The sequence below is a fragment of the Nesterenkonia sedimenti genome (assembly GCF_012641515.1).
GTDB lineage: Bacteria > Actinomycetota > Actinomycetes > Actinomycetales > Micrococcaceae > Nesterenkonia > Nesterenkonia sedimenti.
The window spans coordinates 14,664-30,988 of record NZ_JABAHY010000021.1; the positions used below are offsets into that span (position 1 = coordinate 14,664).

Below are 16,325 nucleotides of genomic sequence, written 5' to 3' on the forward strand. Positions count from 1 at the left end.
GAGACACCTGACAGTGCTGGAGAACTCAACGATTCTCGTTACTGGGGCGACTGGATCTTTCGGGCATAAATTCGTTCCGATGACCCTCGAGAAGTACAACCCGAAGAAGATCATCATTCTGTCCCGCGACGAGATGAAGCAGTGGGAGATGGCGAAGCTCTTCAAGGATGATCCTCGGGTTAGGTTCTTCCTTGGCGATGTTCGTGACCGGGAGCGAATTTATCGAGCATTAGATGGGGTGGACTATGTAGTCCATGCGGCAGCGACCAAAATTGTTCCAACTGCTGAATACAATCCTTTCGAGTGCGTCAAGACGAACGTCATGGGTGCGATGAACCTCATTGATGCCTGCATTGATAAGGGTGTTAAGCGAGTGGTTGCGCTGTCGACAGACAAAGCGAGTAGCCCCGTGAATCTTTACGGTGCTACTAAGCTCACTTCCGATAAGCTTTTTGTGGCTGGAAACTCCTATGCCGGTGGGCACGATACGCGCTTCTCCGTTGTTCGCTATGGCAACGTGATGGGCTCCAGAGGTTCTGTAATCCCGTTCTTCCTATCACAGCGGGAGAAGGGAAGCTTGCCAATCACCCACCCAGACATGACACGATTCATGATCTCCCTCGAGCAGGGCGTGGAATTAGTTTGGCATGCGTTCCAAGATATGGAGGGCGGCGAGATCTACGTCAAGAAGATCCCCTCGATGAAGGTGACCGAGCTCGCGAAGACAATTGCGCCTGATGCAGAGCAGGAAGTTGTGGGAATCAGGCCAGGAGAGAAGCTGCACGAGCAGATGATCGGTTCAGAAGATGCTCCGTACACCTATGAGTACGACGAGCACTTTAAGATTCTCCCAGCCATTAACAGCTGGGATAAGGATGCGAACCGGATCAAGGACGGTGAGCCGGTTTCCCGCGATTTCATCTATGCCAGTGATAACAACCCTGATTGGATGGAACCCTCTGAGCTCAAGAATTGGATCGACTCCAACTGGAGCAAGATTGGGAGTATTTGATGATTCCCTATGGTCGCCAGGATGTTCGCCAGGAGGACATTGAGTCCGTAATTGAAGTTCTTCGGTCGGACTTCTTGACGCAGGGGCCTAAAGTGCCAGCATTCGAGCGGGCCGTCGCGGAAAAGGTTGGGGCCACCCACGGTATTGCAGTTAACAGCGCAACCTCTGCGCTCCATATTGCTTGTAAAGCGCTGGGGGTAGCGTCGGGCGACATCCTTTGGACCACCCCTAACACCTTTGTCGCTTCCGCAAACTGCGCGTTGTATTGTGGCGCTGATGTCGACTTTGTTGATATCGATGCCCGGACATACAACCTCAGCGTAGAAGCGCTGCGGGCAAAGCTGCGGGAGTCAGCAGACAATGGCCGACTGCCTAAGGTGCTTGTGGCTGTGCATTTCGCCGGTCAACCGTGTGATATGGAGCAGATTAGGGACCTCAGTAACCAATATGGGTTCCGCATTATTGAGGACGCATCACATGCTGTCGGTGGTAAATACCAGGATGAATATGTGGGGTCCGGAAACTTCAGCGACGTCACCATCTTCAGCTTTCACCCTGTCAAGATAGTCACGACAGCAGAGGGTGGTCTCGCACTGACCAACGACGAATCGCTCGCTCAAAGCATGCGGTTGTTTCGGAGTCATGGGGTCACCCGGGCGCCGGAGCAGTTGCAGCAGGAACCTCCAGGTCCCTGGTACTACGAACAAGTTGAACTTGGTTTTAACTACCGAATGACTGACTTGCAGGCGGCGCTGGGACTTTCGCAACTTGAGCGTTTGGATGAGTATGTGTCGAGACGTCACGAGCTGGCCGATTTGTATGACAGTCTGCTAGAGGGGTTTCCCGTGACTAGACCCTACCGAGCATCTCAAAGGTATTCGGGTCTTCACTTGTACCCTATTCGGATTGACCCCTCCCATGATCGGCGCAAGGTCTTTGAGGGGCTTCGTGAACGTGAAATAGGTGTGAACGTACATTACATCCCCGTTCACACCCAGCCCTGGTACCGCGCGAGAGGTTTCGGATGGGGCGACTTCCCAGCGGCGGAAGAATACTATCGCGAAGCCATTTCCTTGCCGATGTATCCGAGCATGTCTGACCAGCAGGTGGAGCAAGTTGTCGCAGCGTTGGAAGAGGCTTTGGCCTTGAAATGAGACATTTCGTTGTCGTGTCCACCTATCCGGAGCACGGGTCGAAGAACATCGGAGACTTTCTGATTACGCAGTCCCTGATTGCGATGATCAGAAGGCTGTCCAAAGTCGAACCTTCAATCCTTACCGTTTGGCGAGGTGACTCTTGGGAAGCTGTCAAAGATACAATTATGGCCGCTGACCACGTGTTTTTCGCGTGCTTGGCGATTCGGCCGCAGATGGGGGATTCCATCTATCCGTTTGCATCCAAGTTGGTAGAGCACGATGTGCGGTTTTCAGTCCATGCGGCCGGAACAGACTTGAGAGTGTCTGGAACGGAGAACCTGTACGGGGGGCTCGATGAAGACACCGTACATCTATTGCGGGAGGTGGCGACGTCTGCAACGGAGTTCACGACTCGAGGGGTGTTAACGCAGGAGTTCTGCCGACAGCTTGGTCTCAGTAAGTCACGGTTCGAAGGGGACTTAGCCTTTTACGAACCAGGGCGCCATGGTTTACCTGTTACGAGACCAAGCCAGATTAATACGATTCTTGTGTCAGATCCCCACAGGGCTCCCCAGTACATGGAATCCTTCGATGCATTGATCAGCGGACTCATGCGTATGTTCCCAAAGGCGTCGATCAAAGTGGTCCTTCACGGGTTGAATCCCGAAATCGCAGACTACTGTGCGTCCAAATGGATCGAATGCGAGCCTATCTTCGAAGATCCAGAAGAGGGATTAGCGGCCTATGAGAGGGGTGACATTCATGTTGGTTACCGTGTGCATGGTCACGTGACTGCCCTCAAGAAGCGAAAACCCTCCTATCTGCTGGAGCAGGATGGTCGCGGCACTGACTATGGGCTGACTATGTCTAGGCGGCTTACTGTTCCCAACTATCCACTGCCGACGCCAGTGGACAAAGATGCGGAGAGAGTGGCCTCTCAGGCATCTGTGGTGGCGCCGCAGGAACTCCTTGCTCTGGTTCGCCGGGACATCGAGTCAGGATTCGAGAGGTTCGAGGGTCTGGGTGAAGAGCTCACCCAATATAGCCAAGCTGCGGAAGCAAGGGTAGAAAAAGTCATTGCTCGATTGTCGGAGGATGCGTAATGAGTGTCTGTGTACTGCCGGCCCGTGGAGGGAGCAAGCGAATTCCTCGCAAGAATGTTCTCGACTTTCACGGGCTGCCCATGATCGCGTGGTCAATTCGAGCGGCACTCGAATCTGAAGTCTTCAGTCGAGTGGTGGTTTCCACGGACGATCCTGAGATTTCTGGCATTGCTGTCGAGTATGGGGCTGAAGTTCCATTTAAGCGTCCGGCAGATTTAGCAGGAGACTTCGCCGGTACTGTGCCTGTCATAGCTCATGCAGTGGAAGAACTGGTCCTTTCGTCGGACGAGACGGTTTGCTGCCTTTATGCCACAGCGCCTTTTGTGAAACCAGAGGACTTGAGACGGGGACATGGTGAGTTCCTAAGTGCGCCGGAGTGTGACTATGCCTTCTCAGTGACGACGTTCGCTTTCCCTATCCAACGAGCTCTCCGTGTACGGCCAGATGGCAGGATGGAGCCGATCTTTCCTGAGCACGAGTTGGCGCGCTCACAAGATCTTGAAGAGGCATGGCATGATGCCGGACAGTTTTACTTTGGGCAGGCAAAGACCTGGCTAGAGCAGCGGCCAATTTTCAGTTCGAATCCACTGCCGATCGCCCTGCCGCGCCATCGTGTGCAGGATATTGATACGCCGGAGGATTGGTTGCGGGCCGAACTGCTGTTCACCCAGTTGGGGGAGAACGGTTCGTGAAGGTGGAGGGGGTAGGGACCACTGGGGCGGCAGCGCCGGACGGGGCTAGAACTTTCCTAATTCGAGCTGACGCATCGGTCCAAATCGGAAGCGGCCACGTAATGCGGTGTCTGACTTTGGCGGATGAGTTGAGTGCACGGGGTCACCGGTGCATTTTCGTATCCCGCAACCTTCCTGGGGACTTGATTAATCAAACGCGACTGCGAGGATACGAAGTCTTTGATCTCCGTCCCTTGGTTGAGGGTGCTAACTGTGACCTGCCAGCGGCGAGCTTCTTGTACGAGGCTTGGTTAGCAGGCGGTTGGGAACGAGATGCCTCCGAAACGATTGAGGCGACCAGGGGACTGGCGATCGATTGGATCGTCGTTGATCACTACGGCATTGATCGTCGTTGGGAAGAACAGCTAAGGCGGGCGCACCCTCATTCCGGGTTGATGGTTATTGATGACCTGGCCGACCGTCATCATGCTGCCGACGTCGTACTTGATCAGAACCTTGGGCGAAGGGAAGAAGACTACGAAGGACTCATTCCAACGAACTCCAGTGTTCTGGCTGGGCTTACCTATAGCCTCCTGCGCCCTGAGTTCGCTCAGCATCGCAAAACGAGCTTGTCTCGTAAACAGCAGACTGAAAATGGGGTGTCCCGCCTTCTTATCAATCTAGGGGGTGTCGATAAGGACAACTTCACCGAGCAGCTGTTGGTGGCTTTAGAGACCCTCACTGATGTAAACGAGAGTTTCACCGTGGACGTCGTTATGGGCCCCACTGCGCCCCACTTAGAGGCCGTGCAGCAAACGGCGTCTAAGTCTCCCTGGCGTATAACTGTCCACGCAGGGACATCGAAGATGGCCAAGATCATGTCAGAAGCTGATGTGGCGATAGGAGCAGGCGGGGGGACCAGTTGGGAACGCTGTTGCATGGGGTTGCCGACCATCGTTGCTGTTCTTGCAGAAAACCAACGGAGACTTGCCGATAAGCTTGAGGAGGCAGGGGTGGCGCGCCGGCTGGACATGGATGACCTGCCAGCTTCGCTCACACATGCTTGGAGGGTAATTGCCGATGACGCTCGCCGTCGGGAGATGAGCCAACGTGCAGCCCAGCTCGTCGACGGGCGAGGTGTTGAACGAGTATCGGAAGTGCTGCTTGGAAGTGAGTTGTTGAATGAGTGAGACAGCCCAACTGAGGGTGATGGAAGAGTCAGACTTGGAGCCGGTTCTGGAATGGCGAAATGCTCCAACTACAAGGCAGTTTATGTATACCCGCCATGAGATATCACTCGATGAGCACCGACAGTGGTTCGAGCGTATGACAGAGAGCGCAAGCGACCATCTGCTGATCTTAGAGCTAGATGGCGCACCGCAAGGGTTTCTGAGGCTCCATATCGAGTCAGAGGAATCTGGACGCGCACAATGGGGATTCTTTCGTGCCCCTGCTGCTCCCAGAGGTACGGGGACAGTGCTGTGTGAGCGATCTTTAGCGTATGCTTTCGAAGACCTCGAGCTGCACAAAATTTACGGAGAGGTGCTCGAAGTGAACGTTCCATCGCAGCGACTGCACAGCAAACTTGGTTTCACGAAAGAAGCCCATTTGCGTGACCATTACCATGATGGCCAGCGATATTGGGATGCGATCGGTTTCGGCCTCCTGGCGTCTGAATGGGATCAAGGAAGGGGAGCATAGTTGACGGAGCACGCTAGTTCCATCGTGATCGACGGTAGGGAAATTTCGGCGAATCAACCGCCCTACATCATTGCCGAGCTGTCTGCGAACCACAATGGAAAAATCGAGAACGCGTTTCGGATCATCGATGAGGCCAAGAATGCGGGCGCAGATGCGGTCAAGTTGCAGACGTACCGCCCCGACACTATTACGTTGAAGAGTGATGGTCCGGACTTCCGGATTTCCGGCGGGCTATGGGACGGGCGCACTTTGTACGATCTTTATCAAGAGGCGCACATGCCGTGGGACTGGCATAAACCTCTGTTTGATTATGCCGCACAATGCGGAATAACAATCTTCAGCTCTCCATTCGATCACTCCGCGGTGGATCTTCTTGAGGAGCTTGGAGCCCCGGCGTACAAGATCGCGTCCTTCGAGGCCGTTGACCTGCCTCTGATCAAATATGTCGCTCAGACCGGCAAGCCGATGATTATCTCTACGGGAATGGCGGATGCTGAGGAAATTGCGGAGGCGATCGAGGCGGCCCAAGGTGCCGGTTGCGCTTCCTTGGCGATACTTCACTGCGTTAGTGGGTATCCTGCGCCCGCAGAGGACTACAACCTTCGAACTATCGCGGATATGCGTGAGAAATACGGTGTCTTGGTTGGACTGTCTGACCACACAATCGACAACACCACAGCCCTCACAAGCGTGGCTATGGGCGCGTCTCTTATTGAAAAGCATGTGACCCTTGACCGGTCCGGTGGAGGGCCTGACGATAGCTTCTCACTTGAACCGCGCGAACTTCAGGCACTGTGTCGTGATACCAAGATTGCATGGAGTGCACTAGGCAATGTCGACTATGGGCGCAAGTCTAGTGAGACCGGGAACGCACAGTTCCGCCGGTCACTCTACTTTGTGTCAGACCTGAAGGCAGGTGATGTGGTGAAACCGGAGGATGTGCGGAGCGTGCGCCCGGGATTCGGTTTGCCACCTAAGATGCTGGACCAGGTGATTGGCGGAACAATATTGGAGGACGTTGCGGCGAATACCCCGGTAACGCGGGGCGTTGTCCGTCTGTGACCACCTGTAAGGCGACGCAGCACAATACGATTCTGAGCAATTAGTCATTCGGGCACAGTAAGTTGGCGTGAGCTAGTCGAGATTATGCAGGCAATTCCCTCACATTTTCAAGGATTTGATCTACGTCTGAGTGGGCTGGGATTAGAGGGATATAGAAATTGTTCATGCGACACATTTTGAACCCGCCTACACTGGCCACATGAATTGGAAGTCAGTGCTCGCGGTCGTCGTCGTTGTGCTGCTGCTTATCCTTCTGGTGTTCAGCCGCCTCCCCGGATGAAGCTCACACGGCCAGACATGGTCCTGAATCAGGGGAGTGGTCCGATCCCTCACTCAGATTCAGGGGTAGGGCCGAAAGCAGCGAGGACAACCGGCCAGTCTTCAGCTTGATGCCGCGATCCCGCAGCCGCAGCTGACTCTCGATCTCCCGCTGGGCGGCATAGGCAATCGCGCCGGTCTCCACCTGCTCCGGGGACTCCCCAAAAGCTCGGGCATACTTCGAGACCAGCTCAGCCCACAGCTTCTTGTCCTCCCCGTAATGCCTACGGAAGTGAATGAGATCAGCGCCCACATAGTTCTTGGCCACCCGACCGATATCGATCAGCCGTGACGTCGTCGACCCCGTTGGCACCGCAATATTGGCACCCCAAATATCGTTATGGGCCAGCACAGTCCGGTGCGCAGCCAGCTCCTGACACAGTCCCCGGTAAGCCCTCAGTCGGCGCTTCACCGGCCGGAAATCCGGATCCTCCACCAACTCGGCCAACAACCGGTCGAAATCCCCGCGGGTATCCGGCAACACAGTGGAGAGATCATAGGACTTCCCGATCGCCTCCAGATCCATGAGGTTCTCCAAGACGAGATCAAAGACCTCCAGAATATTGCTGCGCCGCCGATCCCAGGACCCCGGCACATACTCCATGACATAGGTCATGAAGCCATCCTGCTCATCAGCCCAATGCACCATCGGGAACACCTGACGCAGAGCCGCATCATGGGGCTGATAATCCTGCAGGAACCGCACCAGCTCAATCTCCAAAGGCTTACGGGTCTTCTTCTCCACCACCTGGAACTGGTTCTCCCCGAAAGTCCGCAGCGAATGCAGGAAAACACCCTCATTCTCATGCCACGATTCACCCGGGTCATCTCATGGCGCAGGGGCACCGCGGCGGCAGCATCAGAGACCACCCGACCCTGCTCCCAGGCCAAGAAATGCTCATGGAACCCCTCGAACCGGAACCCCGAGATCAACCCAATATGCTCCTTATCCGAGATCAGAGCAGCCGCAGGACGCTGGCCCTCAGCAAAGGTATGTGGCAGCTCCCCAGCGGGATGAGCAACATCCTCACTGGTCTCAAACCTCGCCCGACCACCAGCGATACTCATCTCCAAATGAGTGGCCTCCTTGGTCACCGTCCGATGCACGGAGACCTTCAGCCAGGTGTTCAACGGCAGATACCTCGGATGCAGATCCTGCTCGAAGAGCACCACATGCTCACCACCGGCCCCATGCGAAACCTGCAGTCGGCGCTTAGGCAGCCACAGGGTCACAGCGTTCTCAGTCTCCGAGACCCGCACAGCAAACAGGTCATGCCAACGCACCGGATACTTCTCCAGGTACAACTAAAAATCCAGGGACACATCCCGGCTGAAATCAATGTTCTGCAGCAGCTGCCGGTCCTCGCTGCTCAATCCGATCACGGTCATGAGGATCTATCCTGTCCTGCGTTCATGAGACAAAAATGAGAGACACATGAGGTTTCAATGAGAGTGCGGCCCGCCGATCAGGGCGTTCGACCCCCTCCACTCAGCCTCCGGTAGCATGATCTGCGGTCACTAGTTACAGATATAGGGGAGGCGCATTGGCCGAGCGTGTCGTGGCATACGCGGCAGGAGACCACAGGATTGTGTTCCCCGCCGTCGTCGCTCTCAAATCCATCGAAGACCACAACCCCGGTGCCTTCCACCGCGTGATCACCTTCGACGGCGCCGACCTCACCGATGAGCACGCCGAACTCATGGACCGCTTAGGCATCGAATTTATCGACGCCCGCGACGTTCCCGACTTCAACCGGGTGAAGTCCATGCCCCTGATGAAAGAGGGCCGCTGGCCCGCCGAAGTCTTCCTCAACTGGGCCATGCCCGAACACCTGGCCACCCTGGGGCATCAATACTCCCTGAAGATCGACTACGACGTCGTCTGCGTGGCCGGATTCCAGAACATCGTCGACCGCGCCCTGGCAGGCGGACATAAGGTCAGCTACCGGCGGCTGAAACCCACCTATAAGGCCCCCAGCGATGAGGTCGCCCAGAAGTTCACAGAACTTACCTGCCGGGAATTCCCCACCGTCCAGAAGATCAACGTGGGTGTGGCATTCTTCGACAACCAGGCGCTGCAGCGGGGCAACTATTTCGACGAATTTCTCAAGGCCTATGGGGCACTGATGGAAGTAGCCCCCAAGATGCACGCCACCGAACAGATCGCTCTCGCTGCAGTCTCCCAGGACTACGGCGATGGATTCCGCGGACTGCCGGCCTCCATGAACCGGTTCGCCAGGCCCTTCAAATCCAAATTCGAGCCCGAGGCCGATATCCGCATCATCCACTACAACGGCAACCTCAAACCCTGGAAACCCCTTGAGGCCCGCCACTTTCGGATGGCCGAACGGCGCGGTGAAATCTCCCCGCTGCTTCTGCGCGAGATGTGGCTGCAGCAGGCCCAGCACATCCACGGATTCGCCGAGTACACCGACCAGCGGCCCATGGCTCCCCTGGAACTGCTTAAACTCCTCAAGAAGGTCGAAAAACTCGCAGAAGCCGGTGCCGCGGAGGGGACCAATGGCGAATAAGCGCAGCAAATCCGCAGGATCCCCCGAACGTACCCTGCTCAGTCAGCTGAAATCCGCGGCACGCACCACCCCTAGCCTGATCGCCCAGGGAGTGGAACCAGAGATCATCAGCAGCCGGAAGCTCATCCGCTTCCCCTTCAGCCTGACCACCGGGGATGCGGTGGCCTATCTCCGGATCGAAGACGAGACCCTGGTGCTGAAGATGCGGGCCTTCAACAAAGCCAGCAAACAAGCCCTGCGCCGAGTGCTGCTCGGGGCCGCCCGCCTGGTGCCCCTACCCAATGAACACCATGTGCTGGCCACCTTTGATCAGGACACCGCCCCCAAACGGATCATGAAGTCCGTGGCCGCATGGATCCAGACCGTCACCGAAGAAGCCGAACTGCGCCAGCAGCTGGGCGCAGGGGAGAAGACTCCCGGAGAGAACGACGTCTACGGGTTCTGGGCCGATGTCCGCTCCAACTTCGGCGACCAGATCGGCCCCTGGCTGGTCCAAGAACTCACTGGCCGGCGGATGATCAACAGCCGCTACTCCAAAATCGACCACGGCCGGATGACCGCCACTGTCGGCTCCATCATCCATATGCTGCCCACCTCAGCCACCAGCGAAGCCGAGATCTGGGGTGCGGGGCTGATGCGCAAACTCGGCCAAGAGGAACGCGAAGGCCTCGAGAAGATCTCCTCAGTCACCGTCCACGCGGTCCGCGGCAAACTCACCCGAGAACTGCTCATCGAACAGCTCGGCTGGGATGTCCCCGAAATCTATGGCGACCCCGCCCTGCTCTGCCCCCGGTTCTACACCCCCGAACCCCGGCCTCAGGCCGAGGGCAAGATCAGCTTTGTCCCGCACTTCAAACACATCGAACACCACGCCGGCGACGCCGCGGCCTTCCAAAACGCAGTGGATACCAAAACCGAGGAGGCCGTGCACGTCGTCGACGTTCATGGGGATCTCCGGGATGTGATCAGCCAGATCGCCGCATCCAAAGTCTGCATCTCCTCATCCCTGCACGGAATCATCATCGCCCAGGCCTACGGAGTGCCCTGGGTCTGGCTCTACGCCCCCGACCGGAATATCGGCGGAGCGCGGTTCAAATTCGACGACTTCTTCTCCACTCTCGCCGACCCCGAAACGGTGGCCAGCCACTCCGCCTCCGTGGACGAATTCCTCACCCTGCCCTTCGCGCAGCTGGCCGAGCAGGCCGCCCTGCCCGCCCTCGGCATCGACCTCGACGCCCTGCAGAACGCCTTCCCCCTCCAATCGGCCAAAAACCCCGTGGCGCCCCTCCAGCCCCGGTTCCGATGGAACAAAATCTCTGCCGAGGAACGCTTCATGGCCGATGTGCGCGCCGCCTACCGGATCGCCCACCCCTGAGGCCCCGCACATATGGGCATATCGGAGATCCGCCAGCACATCGAGGCCGCCGCTGCCGCTCTGGGTGCCCGCAGCGGGATGACCCAGGACTGGATTGTGGGGCTCACCCCCGCTGAGACGCCTGAGGCCACCGCGGAGACCATCCGCCACCTGCAGGAGGCCGAGGAGACACTCAGCCGGCTGAAGGCCGAGGGACTGGAAGGCGCTGATGCTGCTGAGGCCCACCACGAGATCGGCAGCGCTTGGCAGCAGGCCGGCAACCGGGATAATGCCCGAGCACACTTCCAGGCAGCCGTGCAGGCCGAGGACTTCTCCGTGGATGCTGCCAAGAAACTCGCCGAACTCCAGCGGGTGGATGGAGAGTTCGACGCCGCCCTGGTCACTTGGGAGAAAGTCCTCACCATCAACCCCACCTACCGCCGGGGGCTGGCCCGGTTAGTCTCCGTAGGCGCCCGGGGAAGTATGCAATGGCCACGTATCTGGGCAGCCGTCCGCCAGCTGGAACCGCTGAAGAAAGGCGGATCCCCCTACCGAAACCCCGCCCTGCGCAAACGGCTCGATGCGCTCTTCGCCGCTGATCACACCGAAGCCGCAACTATCACCGCCGAGCAGGCCGAGGAGATCGTGACTACCCTGGAGGAGATGGCCAACAACGGCCGGCACCTGAAACCCACCGTGCTGACCCTCGTGCTGATGCGGATCCAATTCGCCGGGCACTTCCGGCTGGGCTTCCGGCTACGCCAACTGGGCATGCAACGCCGGATCGCCGAACACCTGGTCAAACCGGTCGGTGAGGAACTGACCAAACTGCGCAACCTCATCAAAGCCCTGGTCTACACCGGAGCGCCCGAGGTCGCTGTCCAACTGATCGAAATGCAGCGCTGGGCCAAAGACGACCCCCGGTCCACCCAACGACTGCAGAAAATGCGCGCCGATGCGCTCATCCTCAGCGGGCAGCTGCAGGCCTACTACAACTACTCCGCCGAACTGCGCCAGCAGAACCCCCTCCCCGGTGAGGAACGCATGGCCGAACTGATCGGCGGGAAGCGCGTCGCCGTCGTCGGACCTGCTGACACCGGAGACAGGCTGGGGGAGATCATCGACTCCTACGACGTCGTCGTCCGTCCTCGCTACCAACCGGAGTTCGTTGCTGCCCATACCGCAACTATGGGCAGCCGCACTGATATCACCTACTACTCCGGGTTCGATATGGAACAGCTGCTGGCCGAGGCCGAAGCGGCGGTCACACGCGGGGACCTGCAGATGGTCAACGCCCGGCCCTTCACCTACGCCGCCTACGCCGAGCGGAACCACCAGTGGCTGCGGTTCTACCGGCACGACTACGCCCTGTGCCCGGCCGGCGGACAGCTGGGCATTCAGCGCATGGCCTATGACCTGCTGCAGTTCCAGCCCGCTGAGATCTGCATCTTCAACTCCGACTTCTACACCGGCAACCAGATGTTCACTACCGGCTGGCGCCCCCAGGACAGCTTCGGACCCGGCTCGCATATCAACGACATCGTCGCCGCCCACGACATCCGATTCGACTTGCAGTTCACACAGGCGCTGCAGTCCGCAGGAGTTCTCACCGCCCAGGGCCGCGCCGCCGACGTGCTGAAACACGATACTGAGACCTATCTTGCGGCCGTGGAGAAGGCCGGCGTGCTGCGCTGAAAGCGGCTTCATCAAGTTGCGCCCGCGTTTGAGCCTCCTCTAATGTTCAAGACGCCCGTGTCGTTCCCAAAAATGCCGGGTTGGCCGCCCCGTCGCCTAACCTTCGAGGAGAAAATCCGTGAAGATCGACCTCCCACAGTTGGAGCACCAAGGCGACCAGCTCATCTACTCCGCTGATCTCACCCGAAGCGACGGCGAGCAGTTCACTCTCACCTTCCAGGTCCCCAGCGAATACGAATCCTGGGTCTCCACGCGGTCCGATGCGGCCCTGGTGGTCGCTCTCCTGCCGGCGATGCGCCGCGGTGAGGACATCGAGGTGGAGGGAACTGTCACCGATGAGCTGCTCTTCCAGCTCCAGGGTGACTACCAGGCCCTGCTGCGCAAGCAGAAACGGAAGCTGCACCGCATCAGCATCACCGCGGAGAACCCGGCCCCCGCGGAGCCTGGACAGCGCGAAGGCGTCATCACCGGCTTCTCCGCCGGTGTGGACTCTTGGCAGGTGCTGGCCCAGTACTACTACGCAGATAACGTGCCTGAATCCCTGAAGGTCAACCACCTGCTGTACAACGACCTCGGCTCCCACGGAAAGGGCGGCACCGACCGGTTCGAACGCCGGCTGAAGAACATCCGAAGCCTGGCCAAGCATGTGGGACTCCCCGTCATCCCCGTGATGAGCAATATGGAGTACCTCTACCGCAACGAGCAGTACATGAGCACCCACACGGTGCGGAACGCCTCGGTGCCCTGGCTCCTGCAGGACGGTGTGCGGGGCTTCTACTACGCCTCCGCCTACGAATACTCCTCCGTCCGCATCCGGGCGACTCGCTCCATGGGGGAGTCGGATATCGCCTCCCTGCCTCTGTTGTCGACGTCGAACCTCATGCTGCGCTCAGTCGGTTCGCCCTTCACCCGCGTGCAGAAGACTGTTGCTCTGGTGGACATCCCCGCCACCTTCGAAGGTCTCGATGTCTGCATCTCCCCGGGCGAGAACTCCACGAACTGCTCCAAGTGCTGGAAATGCCGGCGCACCATGCTCACCCTCGACATCGCCGGGGTACTGGACCGGTACCACAAGATGTTTGACCTCGAGGTGTGGAAGCGGCTGCGCAAGCGTGCCTGGCGCAACGCCGTGGAGAAATCGGACGCCTCACCGTTGATCCGGGAAGTCGTACGTTACGGCAAGCGTCAGGGTTACGACCTCGCAAAGAGCAGCTGAACTTTCCAGACACCAAGCTCGGTTATCATCACGCCGTTCCCCGGGCTGCGGTTAGCCGGTTTGGACATTCTGTTACCGCGCGCAGGCAATGGGGTGGAGCCCACCGTTCTGGAGGTCAATCCGCGGCCGATGATCTCCATGCACCACTTTCCCCGGGAGGGGAAGCCGCGGCCGGCAGCAGCGGCAATCCTAGATGCCTTCTATCCCTCCACGGCAGCGCAGGCTCCGCGGGGTAAGGGTGCGGTGCCAGTTGGAGCGTCGGTGGGGGATTAGTCCAGCTGGCTGACGTCGAGCTCAACACTGGGGTCGAATTCCAGGGAGTCCTCCAGTTGTTGGAAGTCCTCGTCCTCCAGCCCAACGCCCATGAGCTCGACGACGGCGACGACGCCCTCATCGGAATCTGCCATAACCCACCAGCGGCCCTCGCCTGGGTCCCCATCTGAGTTGGACATGGCGAGCTCCACGATATGCCCGTCCTCGACATCGGCGAATTCTGCCGCGCCCCGGGTCAGGATTCATGAAGGGGTTGATCAGAGCCAAGTCTCGGCGATGCTCTCGGAGAGCATGAGGCCCGCGCCAAACACGGCAAGAGCTGCCGTGAGATAGGTGATGAGTTCGCGATGCTGGTGCCAGAAGGTTGCCTGCACCTGGGTGGTGTTCGATCTTGAGTCGCCTCGGGGGTGGTCCTCATCGGCCCATCTCTTTCCGAGAACGGCGGGCAGGGTAACGACGCCGCCGACGGCGAGCATAATCTCGCCAACCGCAGGCGGCCAGTCTGAGGCGAAGCCGCTGGCAATGCCGAGGCTCAGCAGGAGGATTCCTGTCACCGGGGCCATGATGCTGTCCATAAAGGGTCTGGAGCTCTTATATGAATCGTCAGGGGGTAGTGGGGTGCTTCTGCTGCATCGGATTGGTGCTTTGAGGAGTTTGTGGAGGGCGTGTTGGCAAGTTTTTGCTGGTCAGATTGATGTCCGCAGAATTGCGAACTTTTCTTCTTCAAGCTATTGAATTCGAATCTGTGTTCTACTAGACTTGGAACATGGGCAAGAAAACTTCGACACCTGAGGAGCACTCGGTGCTCGAAGCTGCCCGTGACCACCACAAGCGTGAACTGAGGGAGCAGGCTGAGAAGGTTTCTCAGCTGCTGGTCTATAAGAGTCTGCGCATGGACGAGATGAAGGGGGATCACTCCTTCTCCACTCACGCGTTTGAGAAGAGTGTTTACCGTGAATGCGCCGAAGCGCTGGGGGTTCCGTTGCCTGAAGTGCGTCGACTAATTGGCGCTGTGGAAGCAGTGGCTGAGAAGCTCCCTGCAACGCACGCCCTCTATTTGGAGGGTGAGGCTGATCTTGCTTCTGTTCATAAGGTCAACCGGGCTATTGAGGGGATCTCACACCGGCACGAATTGCTGGAGACGTTGGATGGGGAGCTGATTACGAAGGCTCGTGATCTGAACTCCGCGGAGCTGGATAACTGGCTGAAACAGCGGGTTCCTGAGCTGGATGTGAAGGCTTATGAGGAACGCTACGAACGGTCGAAACATAAGCATTATGTGGCTTTCGAGCCTCAGGGTGATGGCTCCACGAAGTTCCATGGGCTTATCTCTACCGTTGCTGCGGCGCGGATTGAGCAGATGCTGTATTCGATGGCCCGGAATAAGCCACGCAAGAGTACGAACCAGGTGGATGATGCTGGCTCCACTGAGGAAAGGACTCACACTCAGCGGATGGCAGACATCTTCACCAACGCCCTGACCCGAGGGCTACAGGGTGAGTTCGTGACATCTCCTGCTGAAGCCGCCTCGCCCGAAGGGGCCGACTCGCAGGGTCACCAGCCCCTGCCCTGGGCTGATACCACTGGACTCACCTCCACGGGCGAAACTCCCAATGACCCCACGCCCACCGCCGCAGCAGACTCACCAACTTCACCGCCCTCGAACTCCATCCCCGAGCCCACAGGAGCCGGTGCGGCGAAGATTGGGATCCTTGTTCCTGTTAAGACACTGACTGGTGAGTCTGATGATCCCGTCATTAGTTGGGATCGGACCTGGATGCTGCCCGCTAGTGAGGCTCGTGCTATCGCCGCGGATAGCAGTGCGAAGCATGACTGGTACGCAGTCGGTGTGGCCAAGGGCGTCAGTACAGGGGCTGATGCTGAAGAGGGGACCTCTACCGGGGTCGGTGAAGTCCTCACCGTCACCAAGGCGCGGACCACACCTGCCTCCACCCGTACGGAGGACATTGACCAGTGGGTCAGCAAGACAGACCCCGAGGCTCAGAATCTGCTCACTATGACGTACGAATCTCGTACTGCTCGGGATCATCAGCGGAATGCGGTGCTGATTCGGGATGGTCAGTGCCAGACTTCTGGGTGCACTCAGCCTGGGTGGTTAGCGGAGATTGACCATAAACAGTCCTTCGAAACCGGTGGGGCTACCACCGGTGAGAATCTCCAGACTCTCTGCAAGGCCTGTCGTGCGCCACGAGGCGCTGTTGGATCGAGTGGGGGTGAGAGACCTCTGCCGCT

General features: G+C 58.4%; 15 protein-coding genes. 12 read left to right on the forward strand and 3 right to left on the reverse strand.

Features of this window, described 5'->3' with window-relative positions; all coding sequences use genetic code 11:
• The first annotated feature begins 13 nt into the window (after positions 1-13).
• From pseB to pseI, 7 genes are read left to right on the forward strand one after another with little or no spacing between them, the layout of a single operon-like run.
• The gene (gene pseB / locus HGQ17_RS13850) at positions 14-1,012 is read left to right on the forward strand and encodes a UDP-N-acetylglucosamine 4,6-dehydratase (inverting) (protein WP_168888544.1); all 999 of its coding nucleotides are present in this window, start codon (positions 14-16) and stop codon (positions 1,010-1,012) included.
• Complete coding sequence (gene pseC / locus HGQ17_RS13855) at positions 1,012-2,166, forward strand: UDP-4-amino-4,6-dideoxy-N-acetyl-beta-L-altrosamine transaminase (protein WP_168888545.1); 1,155 nt, start codon at positions 1,012-1,014, stop codon at positions 2,164-2,166. The genes pseB and pseC overlap by 1 nt, the downstream gene beginning before the upstream one ends.
• Positions 2,163-3,251, forward strand: coding sequence for a polysaccharide pyruvyl transferase family protein (locus HGQ17_RS13860; protein WP_267873214.1), 1,089 nt, complete (start codon positions 2,163-2,165; stop codon positions 3,249-3,251). Before pseC ends, HGQ17_RS13860 begins: the two co-directional genes overlap by 4 nt.
• A complete protein-coding gene (gene pseF / locus HGQ17_RS13865; protein WP_168888547.1) occupies positions 3,251-3,943 on the forward strand; it encodes a pseudaminic acid cytidylyltransferase in 693 nt (230 codons plus the stop codon). Before HGQ17_RS13860 ends, pseF begins: the two co-directional genes overlap by 1 nt.
• 2 nt (positions 3,944-3,945) lie before the next feature.
• Entirely contained in the window at positions 3,946-5,112 is a 1,167-nt protein-coding gene (gene pseG / locus HGQ17_RS13870) for a UDP-2,4-diacetamido-2,4,6-trideoxy-beta-L-altropyranose hydrolase (RefSeq protein WP_324615304.1), read from the forward strand.
• On the forward strand, positions 5,105-5,623 hold the full coding sequence (gene pseH, locus HGQ17_RS13875; protein ID WP_211090691.1) for a UDP-4-amino-4,6-dideoxy-N-acetyl-beta-L-altrosamine N-acetyltransferase: 519 nt from the start codon (positions 5,105-5,107) through the stop codon (positions 5,621-5,623). Before pseG ends, pseH begins: the two co-directional genes overlap by 8 nt.
• A complete protein-coding gene (gene pseI / locus HGQ17_RS13880; RefSeq protein ID WP_168888549.1) occupies positions 5,624-6,685 on the forward strand; it encodes a pseudaminic acid synthase in 1,062 nt (353 codons plus the stop codon).
• Positions 6,686-6,968: 283 nt separating this feature from the next.
• On the opposite strand, the gene HGQ17_RS13885 is transcribed toward pseI, so the two are convergent.
• The gene (locus HGQ17_RS13885) at positions 6,969-7,751 is read right to left on the reverse strand and encodes a phosphotransferase (protein ID WP_168888550.1); all 783 of its coding nucleotides are present in this window, start codon (positions 7,749-7,751) and stop codon (positions 6,969-6,971) included.
• Positions 7,752-8,547: 796 nt separating this feature from the next.
• Here HGQ17_RS13885 and HGQ17_RS13890 point away from each other — a divergent pair.
• The 4 genes from HGQ17_RS13890 (at position 8,548) to HGQ17_RS13905 (ending at position 13,799) form a co-directional block, all read left to right on the forward strand.
• Positions 8,548-9,534, forward strand: a complete 987-nt coding sequence (locus tag HGQ17_RS13890; RefSeq protein WP_168888551.1) for a glycosyltransferase — start codon at positions 8,548-8,550, stop codon at positions 9,532-9,534.
• Positions 9,524-10,909, forward strand: coding sequence for a polysaccharide pyruvyl transferase family protein (locus tag HGQ17_RS13895; protein ID WP_168888552.1), 1,386 nt, complete (start codon positions 9,524-9,526; stop codon positions 10,907-10,909). Before HGQ17_RS13890 ends, HGQ17_RS13895 begins: the two co-directional genes overlap by 11 nt.
• A gap of 12 nt (positions 10,910-10,921) precedes the next feature.
• Positions 10,922-12,583, forward strand: coding sequence for a hypothetical protein (locus tag HGQ17_RS13900; protein ID WP_168888553.1), 1,662 nt, complete (start codon positions 10,922-10,924; stop codon positions 12,581-12,583).
• A 118-nt stretch (positions 12,584-12,701) separates the two neighbouring features.
• A complete protein-coding gene (locus tag HGQ17_RS13905) occupies positions 12,702-13,799 on the forward strand; it encodes a hypothetical protein (RefSeq protein ID WP_168888554.1) in 1,098 nt (365 codons plus the stop codon).
• A gap of 269 nt (positions 13,800-14,068) precedes the next feature.
• Here the strand turns inward: HGQ17_RS13905 and HGQ17_RS13910 are convergent, their stop codons facing one another.
• Complete coding sequence (locus tag HGQ17_RS13910; RefSeq protein ID WP_168888555.1) at positions 14,069-14,251, reverse strand: hypothetical protein; 183 nt, start codon at positions 14,249-14,251, stop codon at positions 14,069-14,071.
• 78 nt (positions 14,252-14,329) lie between these two features.
• Entirely contained in the window at positions 14,330-14,647 is a 318-nt protein-coding gene (locus tag HGQ17_RS13915) for a hypothetical protein (protein WP_168888556.1), read from the reverse strand.
• Positions 14,648-14,838: 191 nt separating this feature from the next.
• Between HGQ17_RS13915 and HGQ17_RS13920 the strand changes: the two genes are divergently transcribed.
• A partial coding sequence (locus HGQ17_RS13920) for an HNH endonuclease (RefSeq protein WP_168888557.1) occupies positions 14,839-16,325 on the forward strand: 1,487 nt, incomplete at its 3' end.